The sequence below is a fragment of the Hafnia sp. genome, from assembly GCF_036648275.1.
Lineage (GTDB): Bacteria > Pseudomonadota > Gammaproteobacteria > Enterobacterales > Enterobacteriaceae > Hafnia > Hafnia alvei.
Genome location: NZ_JAVXIQ010000020.1, coordinates 63494 through 73734, shown reverse-complemented (window position 1 = coordinate 73734; position 10241 = coordinate 63494). Strand labels below are relative to the sequence as shown.

Below are 10241 nucleotides of genomic sequence, written 5' to 3'. Positions count from 1 at the left end.
GGAGCGTGCTGGAAACGAGCTATACCGAGGCCGGGCGGCTGCACAGCCTGACGCTGAGCACCCCCAACGCCGACCCGCGCACACAAGAATATCGCTATACGCCGCGTGGCCAGCTGAGCGATATCGTCAATATTATCAACCCATCCTCATCACGGCATTATGAGTATGACGCCGCCGGCCGCCTCATCCATGAGCGCAGCGCCCACCGCCACACCGACTACCACCTTGACCTTGCGGGCAACCGGCTCATCAACCGTTACACGCCCGAGGCGTTTATGGCCGACATGCGCCATCCGGGTAATCGCTTGAGCAAAGATGCGCATTTTTATTATCAGTACGACCAGTACGGCAATCTCAGCCAAAAAATCAGCAAACACGACGCGGGCGAAGTCCATCACTACCGCTACGACCGCAGTCATCGGCTCGTCAGCTACCTCTGCGCACAAGACGGCGAAGCCGTGCGCGGCGGCCGCTACTGCTACGACCCGCTGGGGCGGCGCATCGGCAAACAGGTCATGCAGCGCAACCAGCCCAAACACATCAGCTGGTTTGGCTGGGACGGCGACAAACTGGTGCTCACCGAACGCGATGGCACCCGCATTCACACGGTCTATTTGCCCCGCAGCTTTGTGCCCCTGCTGCGTTTTGAAGGTGACAAGCCGCCGACAATCGCCCCGCTGGCCGACAAACTCGAGCAGGAAGCGGGTATCACCCTGCCGCCCGATTTCAAGCAAACCTTGCACCATATTGAGCAGGCGCTGCGCGCCAACCACCTCAGCACAGAACAACACGCGTGGCTCAATCAGATTCAGCTCAGCCCTGACTATCTAGCCACCCTGCTCGACCCGCTGCCGGATACGCCCTACGCCGCCCAGCTGTACGACTGCAACCACCTCGGCACACCGCAGCAGCTCATCAACCTCAACGGCCACATCGACTGGTCCATCACGCTGGACGCTTGGGGCAATACGCTCAGTGAAGAAAATCCGCATCAGCTGCACCAGCCAATCAGAATGCAGGGCCAGCAATACGATGAAGAGTCAGGCCTACACTACAACCGCCATCGGTATTACGACCCAGCGGTAGGTCGGTATATTACTCAGGATCCGATTGGGTTGGATGGTGGGTTAAACCTGTACACCTATCCGCTAAACACAGTCACAAATATAGATCCATTAGGACTGACGGTAGTTTTTAATGGTAATGAGGAACAAAAAAAAGCGATGAAAGACGCATATGAGTCGGTGAGAAAAACAAAACATGGAAAGGAAATGATAGATAAACTGGAATCATCGAACCATACCTATATATTTAGAGAGCCAAGAAAAGGTATGGAACATACGTGTTACGACCCTACTGAGTTTATTTTTTACATTGAGAAAGACTCAGACCATACCTCATGCCAATCTCAAGGAAAAGATAAAGCATGTAAAATGACGCCAACTCCATTAAGCATAGTTATTGCTCATGAAATGGGGCATGCAATGGGAGAAAAAGACGATGGCCCAGGCCATATGAATAATGTCAAAAAGTATGAGAACCCTGTTAGAAAAGAGATGGGAATTCCAGACAGGATGAAGTATTGATGAAAATAGTATTGGTATTTCTCTTCTACATTTACTCATCACATTGTGATGCGGTCATGTTTTATTACCGTATTCCATTTAGAATTCAAACATACACACCAATCACAATGGAAGTAATTAAAGAACTTGCATCAAAAAATGGAATGCAAAAAACATCATTAAAAAACAGTGAAAAAATATCATTAATGCTAAGAAACCAAAAAGGTAACTGTTCTTTTTTTGACAAAAAAAACATTCGTATATACATCAAAAATAACAACCATGAATACTTTATAGATAACAACGGAATGCTTACCTTTAAAGACAAAAAAAAACATAGATGTTCAGAAAACAAAATCAACGAAGATGCAATAGTTAATTTATTAAACGAAGGAAATATAGATAGATGGATGAGTAATGATTGATGTGGGAAATCAAAAATCCAGCGCACATTTTATGCAGATAAAAATAACATTTTACAATAAGTTTTAACCACCCCCAAAATGGAGACATAAACTAATGAAAGAGTTAGCTACTATTCTTTTTACATTATTGCTATCCTTAAATGTATACTCAAGTAAAAAAGAAATAATCTCATTAGAAAAAACGCCTCCAAAGCTGATTAACAATGAAAAAATAGCCTCAGATGTAGCTGAGGATTACATTAAAAATATATACGGAAAAGATGTTTCAGAAAATGAAAAGCCATATTTAATAAAAGATGAAAATGAGTACTGGGTTGTATCTGGAAGTTTACATAAAAACATTGCTGGTGGTGTATTCACCATCAAAATAATAAAAGATACTGGAGCGATTGATACTTTCACTCATGGCGAGTAGGAGGTATAGAGATCTATTTCCTTCCCCAATCTGTGACCTACCCCACAGTTTTATCGCCATGAATGCTCATTCCTGAACCCCGCTCTCGCTTTGCTTCTTTCTTTATAGAAACCGGTTTCAAAAACCTATCCAATGTGGCTCTGCAAGTCGACCTTTTGGGCCTTGGGAGCTGCAACACAACGAATGCAGCCCTGATGCAAGGGCGAGCAAACGGGCCAATGAACTGGCGAGAAATTCATAACAGGAGCATTTATGACACATTCATTTCCAACAGGATTTTGGTGGGGTAGCGCCAGTTCGGCACCGCAGACAGAAGGTAATACTCTTGGCGGCGGCAAAAGCGCTACTGTATGGGATCACTGGTTTGCCGAGCAGCCAAACCGTTTTCATCAGAACGTTGGTCCACAGGACACGTCCACGTTTTACCAGCACTGGCGCGAAGATATCGCGCTGTTAAAACGCGTTGGGCACAATAGTTTTCGCACCTCGATTTCATGGGCTCGTCTCATTCCCGAAGGTCGTGGGGCAGTCAATCCTGAAGCCGTCGCGTTTTATAATCAGGTGATTGATGAAATGCTTGCTCAAGGCATTACGCCGTTCATCAACCTTTTCCATTTTGATATGCCCATGGCGATGCAGCAGATCGGCGGATGGGAAAATCGCGAAGTAGCAGACGCTTACGCGGAGTACGCCGAAACCTGTTTCCGCCTATTTGGTGACCGTGTTAAGCACTGGTTTACCTTCAATGAACCGGTCGTTCCGGTTGAAGGCGGCTATCTGTATGACTTCCACTACCCTAACGTGGTGGATTTCAAGCGTGCGGCCACCGTGGCCTACCACACCATGATCGCGCACGCTCAGGCGGTACAACGTTATCGCCAACTGGATCAGGGCGGTGACATCGGCATCATCCTCAATCTCACGCCGTCATATCCTCGCTCTGAAAATCCTGCCGACGTCAAAGCGGCTAACATTGCCGATCTGATGTTTAATCGCAGCTTCCTAGATCCGGCGCTATTAGGAAAATATCCCGATGAGTTAGTGGATTTGCTGAAATCTCATCATCAACTACCGGAGTGCCGCAGCGGTGACCGCGAGCTATTGGCTCAAGGCGTAGTCTCACTTTTGGGCATCAATTACTATCAGCCACGGCGCATTAAATGCCGCGATAGCCTAGTTAATCCAGATAGTCCGTTTATGCCTGAATGGTTCTTTGAAAACTATGAAATGCCAGGTCGTAAAATGAACCCTCATCGTGGGTGGGAAATTTATGAAAAAGGTATTTACGACATTCTGACCAATCTACGTACTGAATATGGCAATCCGCGCTGCTTTATTTCTGAAAATGGCATGGGCGTGGAGAATGAGCAGCGATTTATCGAGAATGGACAAGTCCAAGACGACTATCGCATTGAATTTGTGTGTGAACATCTGCAATGGGTGCATAAAGCGATTCAGGAAGGCAGCCAATGTTTGGGCTATCACATGTGGACATTTATTGATAACTGGTCTTGGTGTAACGCTTACAAAAACCGCTACGGCTTTATTCAGCTCGATCTCGCAACCCAAACCCGAAGCGTGAAAAAGAGCGGTGAATGGTTTGCGCAGGTTTCGCACGCGAATGGTTTTTAATGTGATTCCTCGGTAATTCACTGAGATTGTTTATTGAAATCGCAGCTAAACGGCTGCGATTTCAGTCCACATTTGTTTTATACGTCACATTGTTTTTTTGCTAAACTGTGTGCATTCGTCCGAACATTAGTTATTTCATTGAAAATGAAGAAAAAACGCCCTGTACTTCAAGATGTCGCAGATAAAGTTGGTGTGACAAAAATGACGGTAAGCCGTTATTTGCGCAACCCATCACAGGTATCTACTGCACTTCAAACGAAAATTGCAGTGGCGCTGGACGAACTGGGCTACATCCCTAACCGCGCACCGGATATTCTTTCCAACTCTACCAGCCGCGCCATTGGCGTACTGCTTCCTTCTCTGACCAACCAAGTTTTCGCCGATGTGATTCGCGGAATCGAAAGCGTCACCGACGCACATGGTTATCAAACCATGCTGGCACACTACGGTTATCGGCCAGAAAAAGAAGAAGAGCGCTTGCTTTCCCTGCTCTCATATAACGTTGATGGACTGATCCTGTCTGAAAGAAACCACACCGCGCGCACGCGTAAAATGATCGAAGTCTCAGGTGTTCCGGTCGTCGAAATGATGGACTGCATTACGCCGTGCATTGATATCGCCGTTGGGTTCGACAACTTTGAAGCCGCTCGGCAAATGACTCAGGCCATTATCGACCGCGGGCATCGCAAGGTTGTTTACTTTGGCGCTCGTCAGGATGAGCGTACCGTCATCAAACAGCAGGGTTATGAAGCGGCGATGAATCATGCCGGTTTGCAGCCACGTAGCGTCATGATACCGCGCGGCTCTTCTTATTCGGTGGGCATTGAACTGCTGCGCGAAGCGCTAGATCGCTATCCTGATATGGACAGTATTTTCTGTACCAACGATGACTTAGCGGCCGGTGCGGCTTTCGAGTGCCAACGTTTAGGCCTACGTATTCCTCAAGATATGGCTATTGCTGGATTTCACGGCCACGATATTGGTCAGGTGATGTCGCCTAAATTAGCCAGCGTACTGACGCCACGTCAGCGTATGGGGCAAATCGCAGCAGAACGGATGTTGTCTCGTCTGCGCGGTGAAACTATTTCAACCCAGATGGTCGATGTCGGCTTCACGCTACTTTATGGTGGCAGCATCTAGCTTCCCTTTAGTCCCCCCTCATAATAGTTAATTCCCGTTAGTAACTGAGAGTAACCTCACAGTTATTGAAGTTACTTTGCCACAAATCTTGCTAATTATTATCGCTGCTCAGACAATGTTACCCATAACAAGTTACCAGTAACATTGCATTTAGTGGATGGAATACCGTCCCCTCTCTGGAGTAGAAATGAGCGATAAAAAACCACAACACCACGTTTTTATTCTGATGGGCGTATCTGGCAGCGGTAAATCTGCAGTAGCAACATCTGTAGCCCAACAGCTCGGCGCAGGTTTTCTGGATGGCGACTTCTTGCACCCTCGCGCAAATATCAAAAAAATGTCTGAAGGCCACGCACTGAATGACGAAGACCGCACTCCATGGCTGAAAGCGGTTAATGACGCCATTTTTGCTATGCAACGGACGAACGACGTCTCTCTGATCGTTTGCTCCGCGCTTAAAAAACGCTACCGCGACATGCTGCGCGACGGCAACAAAAACGTTTCCTTTATCTACCTGAAAGGCGATTTCGATCTTATTGAAAGCCGTCTGCTGGCACGTAAAGGCCACTTCTTTAAACCTCAGATGCTTGTTTCTCAATTTGAAGCGTTAGAAGAACCTACCAGCGTTGAGCAGGACGTTCACGCTGTCGACATCAGCCTCCCTCTGGACGGCGTTGTTGAAAACACAATTAAAACCATTAAATCTGTGATTTCTCAGGGGTCATAATGAGTACTTTTACTCTCGTATTTACCGCAGTAGGTTCGGTCCTATTGCTGCTGTTTTTGGTGATGAAAGCCCGTATGCATGCCTTCGTTGCTCTGATGCTGGTCTCTATCGGCGCGGGCATTTTTTCTGGCATGCCGCTGGATGATATTGCCAAAACCATGGAAAAAGGCATGGGAGGCACATTAGGCTTCCTCGCTATCGTGGTTGCGTTGGGTGCTATGTTCGGCAAAATCCTGCATGAAACCGGCGCGTTAGATCAGATAGCCGCAAAGTTGCTAGATAGCTTTGGTGAAAAACGTGCGCACTATGCGCTGGGTATCGCCGGTCTAGTGTGTGCGCTGCCGCTGTTCTTTGACGTAGCTATCGTATTGTTGATTGGCGTCGTGTTCGCCGTTGCCCGTCGTACCAATGGCAACGTCGTTAAACTGGCTATCCCACTGTTTGCCGGTGTTGCTGGCGCGGCGGCATTCTTGCTGCCAGGGCCAACACCGATGCTGCTGGCTTCTCAGATGGGCGCTGACTATGGCTGGATGATCCTGATTGGTCTGTGCGCAGCAATTCCAGGCATGATTTTAGCGGGTCCTCTGTTTGGTAACTTCATCAGCAAACACGTGACGCTGGATCTGCCTGAAGATATCCAAGAGCCAAGCTTGGATAAGAGCAAACTGCCTTCATTCGGTTTTAGTCTGGCGCTGGTTCTGTTCCCGCTGGTTCTGGTTGGTATGAAAACCATCGGCGCACGCTTTGTTGAAACCGGCACTGAACTGCACAAATGGCTGGAATTTATCGGTCACCCATTCACGGCTATCCTGATTGCCTGTCTGGTTGCGATTTATGGTCTAGCGATCCGTCGCGGCATGAGCAAAGAGAAAGTGATGGAAGTATGTTCTGCGGCAATTCAGCCAGCAGGTATCATTCTTCTGGTTACCGGTGCCGGTGGCGTATTCAAACAGATTCTGGTGGATTCCGGCGTTGGCCCAGCATTAGGTAACTCTCTGATTGGTGCAGGTCTGCCAATTGCGGTTGCCTGCTTCGTTCTGGCCGCTGCGGTGCGCGTGATTCAAGGTTCTGCTACCGTTGCCTGTTTAACCACCGTAGGTTTGGTTCTGCCGGTTATTGGCGAGCTGGGCTACAACGGCGCACAGATGGCAGCACTTTCCATCTGTATCGCGGGGGGTTCTATCGTACTGAGCCACGTTAACGACTCCGGCTTCTGGCTGTTTGGTAAATTTACCGGTGCAACCGAAGCACAAACCCTAAAAACCTGGTCCGTGATGGAAACCATCTTAGGCACCACGGGCGCTGTCGTTGGTATGATCTTCTTCGCCATGATGTAATTTTTGCGAATACAAAAAAGGCGGGCTAATTAATCATTAGCTCGCCTTTTTTTATGTTCGCTGAAGATGATTACGAACGAGAGAAAATCAGGTGCAAACCGAAGCCGATAAACAAGACGCCTGCGACGCCATCAATCCACTTGGCTAAACGCTGATAGCCACGGCGCATCACCGGCAGCGCAAATACCGATGCCACAATGCTGAACCAAACAAAGGTTTCCGCCACAATCATCACGAACAGGCCAATGCGCTCTGGCGTACTCACATTGTCACCGACGAACAGTGAAAACACGGAACCGAAATAAATGACCGCTTTTGGATTCGACAGGTTAGTCAGAAAGCCGCGCAGGAACGTTTTTCCACGCGCAGGCAGCGTGATACTTACCTCTTCGCCGCTGTCTAACTGGCCTTTCGCACGCGCAGACTTGAGGAGCTGATAGCCCATCCACGTCAGATATAAACCACCGCCCACGGTGATAATGCTATGCAGCCATGCCATTTTCATCAGCAGCAGATGGAGTCCCATCAGCGCAACTGCCGCCCAAATGACGATACCCAGTGTAATTCCCACTACGCCCTGCATTGCTTCAGAGCGAGAACGGCTAACCGCCGTTTGGGAAACAAAAAAGAAATCAGGTCCGGGAGCCATTAAAGCCACCAGATGAACCAATGCCACCGTCAAAAACAACATCATCGGAGTTAACTCTTATAATTAGGGGGGAAATTCATGCTACCACTAAGTCTGTGAATAATTAAGGGAGCGATCACACGGGTAGCATCAAACGAAAACAAGCACCTTGCTCATTCTCATTAACCAGCATGATATCGCCACCGTGCAGTTGTAGCATCCGTTTTACAATCATTAACCCTAATCCACCAGCAGACTGTCGCCGTGCGCCTGAGAGTAACGATGGGCGTTCAAACAGCCCCGCTTTTAGCTCCTCAGGAATACCTACGCCGCTGTCGGTCAGTTGAACCCAAATTTGCCCTGCCTGATACCAAAGTTTCACCGCAATATTTCCCCCCTGCGGCGTATGGCGGATCGCGTTATCCAGCAGATTGGTTAGCACGCGCTCCATCATATAAATATCGGCGTTGACCAGCGGTAAACCTTTGGCGATATCCGCAGTAAGCCCAATTTGGCGAGTTTCAGCCGCCAGCTCAAACTTCTGGAAAACATCCTGCAAAAGCTCGCTAAACGACATGCGTTCTTTCTGCGGCTTAACCGCACCATATTCCAAGCGAGCTAGCTCAAATAGCTCCTGCGCTAGTCGCCCAACTTTAAGGCTTTGCGCCAAGGCAATATCCAGATAACGCTTACGATCCACCTCGCTTAAACTTGCCGACTTCACGGATAGCGTTTCGAGATAGCCATGCAAAGAGGTCAACGGCGTACGCAAATCATGTGAAATATTGGCAATAAACTCACGCCGTTGCTGATCCTGTTCCGCCAAAGTTTTCCACTGCTCGGCAATGCGCCTAGCCATCAAAACAAATGCGCGTCTAAGCTGAGTCACCTCATCACTTTTTACATCAGCCTCAGGCACGCTCAGCGCCATAACCCGAGCGTAATCTAGCCCTTCCTGCTCAAGTTTACTCACCTGACGAGTAAGCTGACGCACCGGTTTCGTCACCCAGCGGAAAGCCAACCAACCGGCCAGCGAACCAAACAGCACAATCAATCCCATCGACCCTACGACGGTCCATACCGTCGAGCCAATACGCGCATCATCCGTTAACCGAGCGTAATCCTCGCCCAGTAAAACAACGTACAAATAGCCTTCGGTTTTTCCCTCAACCTGTAGCGGTGCGACGCTAAATACCTTTTGTCCATCAACACTACGTGGATCGTCGCCGTAAACCGGCATGCTTTGCCCCTGCATTAACGCATTGATGGGTTGAAGGCTCACATCACGACGCTTAATTCGTCCTTCTGGCGCCGCATCACCAATGATGTGGCCTTGCTTATCAAGCAGATAAACTTCCACGCTCGGATTGACCGACATCAACTGATCGAACAGCTTTTTTACCGAGGCAGGATTTAGCCCCTGCTCACCCAGCAGCCGATTATTTTCCGTAATATGCTGAGCAAGATTAACGGACAAGCGCTGGATAACCTGCTGACTATATTGCGTATTGCTGCGCACCTGAAGCCAACCCGATACCGCACAGCACACGACCAGCAACAGCGCAAATACCAGCGTTAAACGCTGGGATAAACTCAATCGGTTCATTTAATTCCCCGCGCCTGACGCCGTAAATTTATAACCCGAGCCCCAAACGGTCAGAATATGCTGCGGCTCGGAAGGATCGGCTTCAATTTTTATACGTAGCCGATTGATATGGGTGTTAACCGTATGCTCGTAGCCATCGTGCTGGTAGCCCCAAACCTGATCGAGAAGCTGCAAACGGGAAAAAACTTTGTCTGGGTTTTTAGCGAAAAAATACAGCAAATCAAATTCACGCGGCGTGAGATCGACAGGCTGTTGATCCTTCCAAACCGCTCGTGCGATAGGGTCGATAATCAGATCCGCAATTTCCAAACGCCCGGCATCCATTTGCAAATTACGGCTCATCGCTTCCTGACGGCGAAACAGCGCTTTAACGCGTGCGGCCAGCTCAATCATCGAAAACGGTTTTGCTAAATAGTCGTCGGCGCCGAGCTCTAATCCCAGAACTCGGTGCACTTCGCTGGAGCGGGCGCTAATCATAATAATCGGCGTATAACGCGTCATGCTGCGAGCGCGGCGGCAGATATCAAGCCCATCAATACCCGGCAACATCAGATCGAGAATGAGCGCATCCCAACCGCCCTGCTCTAACATCGCCATACCGGCAATGCCATCAGCCGCGTGCTCTATGTGATAGCCCTCATCGCGCAGATGCAACGCCAGCAAATCGGCAATATGCGCGTCATCTTCTACAATTAGAATTCGCTTCATTCCTTCCATCGCGTTCTGGCTCCAAGTGCATTTTTATAATTAGTCTACACAGGGTTTG

10 protein-coding genes are annotated in these 10241 nt (G+C 48.7%); 7 read left to right on the top strand and 3 right to left on the bottom strand.

Annotated features, from left to right (window positions below):
* The 7 genes from RSC70_RS16040 to gntU all read left to right on the top strand — a co-directional run.
* On the top strand, nucleotides 1-1586 hold a 1586-nt coding region (locus RSC70_RS16040), incomplete at its 5' end, for an RHS repeat-associated core domain-containing protein (protein WP_332542981.1).
* Nucleotides 1586-1990 carry a hypothetical protein gene (locus RSC70_RS16035; protein WP_332542980.1) on the top strand — a complete coding sequence of 135 codons (405 nt, stop codon included), beginning with the start codon at nucleotides 1586-1588 and terminating at the stop codon, nucleotides 1988-1990. The genes RSC70_RS16040 and RSC70_RS16035, both read left to right, overlap by 1 nt.
* 94 nt (nucleotides 1991-2084) lie before the next feature.
* On the top strand, nucleotides 2085-2405 hold the full coding sequence (locus RSC70_RS16030) for an NTF2 fold immunity protein (RefSeq protein ID WP_332542979.1): 321 nt from the start codon (nucleotides 2085-2087) through the stop codon (nucleotides 2403-2405).
* Between the two features lie 252 nt (nucleotides 2406-2657).
* Entirely contained in the window at nucleotides 2658-4037 is a 1380-nt protein-coding gene (locus RSC70_RS16025; protein WP_332542978.1) for a glycoside hydrolase family 1 protein, read from the top strand.
* Between the two features lie 144 nt (nucleotides 4038-4181).
* Complete coding sequence (gene gntR / locus RSC70_RS16020) at nucleotides 4182-5177, top strand: gluconate operon transcriptional repressor GntR (RefSeq protein WP_332542977.1); 996 nt, start codon at nucleotides 4182-4184, stop codon at nucleotides 5175-5177.
* A gap of 187 nt (nucleotides 5178-5364) precedes the next feature.
* Nucleotides 5365-5904 (top strand): gluconokinase, encoded by a 540-nt coding sequence (gene gntK / locus RSC70_RS16015; protein ID WP_040046672.1) that lies wholly within the window; start codon nucleotides 5365-5367, stop codon nucleotides 5902-5904.
* Entirely contained in the window at nucleotides 5904-7241 is a 1338-nt protein-coding gene (gene gntU / locus RSC70_RS16010; RefSeq protein WP_025802172.1) for a gluconate transporter, read from the top strand. Before gntK ends, gntU begins: the two co-directional genes overlap by 1 nt.
* A gap of 70 nt (nucleotides 7242-7311) precedes the next feature.
* Here gntU and rhtC read toward each other — a convergent pair whose 3' ends face one another.
* The 3 genes from rhtC to RSC70_RS15995 all read right to left on the bottom strand — a co-directional run bounded on the left by rhtC (nucleotide 7312) and on the right by RSC70_RS15995 (nucleotide 10192).
* Nucleotides 7312-7935 carry a threonine export protein RhtC gene (gene rhtC / locus RSC70_RS16005; RefSeq protein ID WP_282808148.1) on the bottom strand — a complete coding sequence of 208 codons (624 nt, stop codon included), beginning with the start codon at nucleotides 7933-7935 and terminating at the stop codon, nucleotides 7312-7314.
* Nucleotides 7936-8005: 70 nt separating this feature from the next.
* On the bottom strand, nucleotides 8006-9475 hold the full coding sequence (locus RSC70_RS16000; RefSeq protein WP_130998751.1) for a sensor histidine kinase: 1470 nt from the start codon (nucleotides 9473-9475) through the stop codon (nucleotides 8006-8008).
* The gene (locus RSC70_RS15995; protein WP_130971650.1) at nucleotides 9476-10192 is read right to left on the bottom strand and encodes a response regulator transcription factor; all 717 of its coding nucleotides are present in this window, start codon (nucleotides 10190-10192) and stop codon (nucleotides 9476-9478) included. It abuts the gene before it with no gap.
* Nucleotides 10193-10241: the final 49 nt, after the last annotated feature.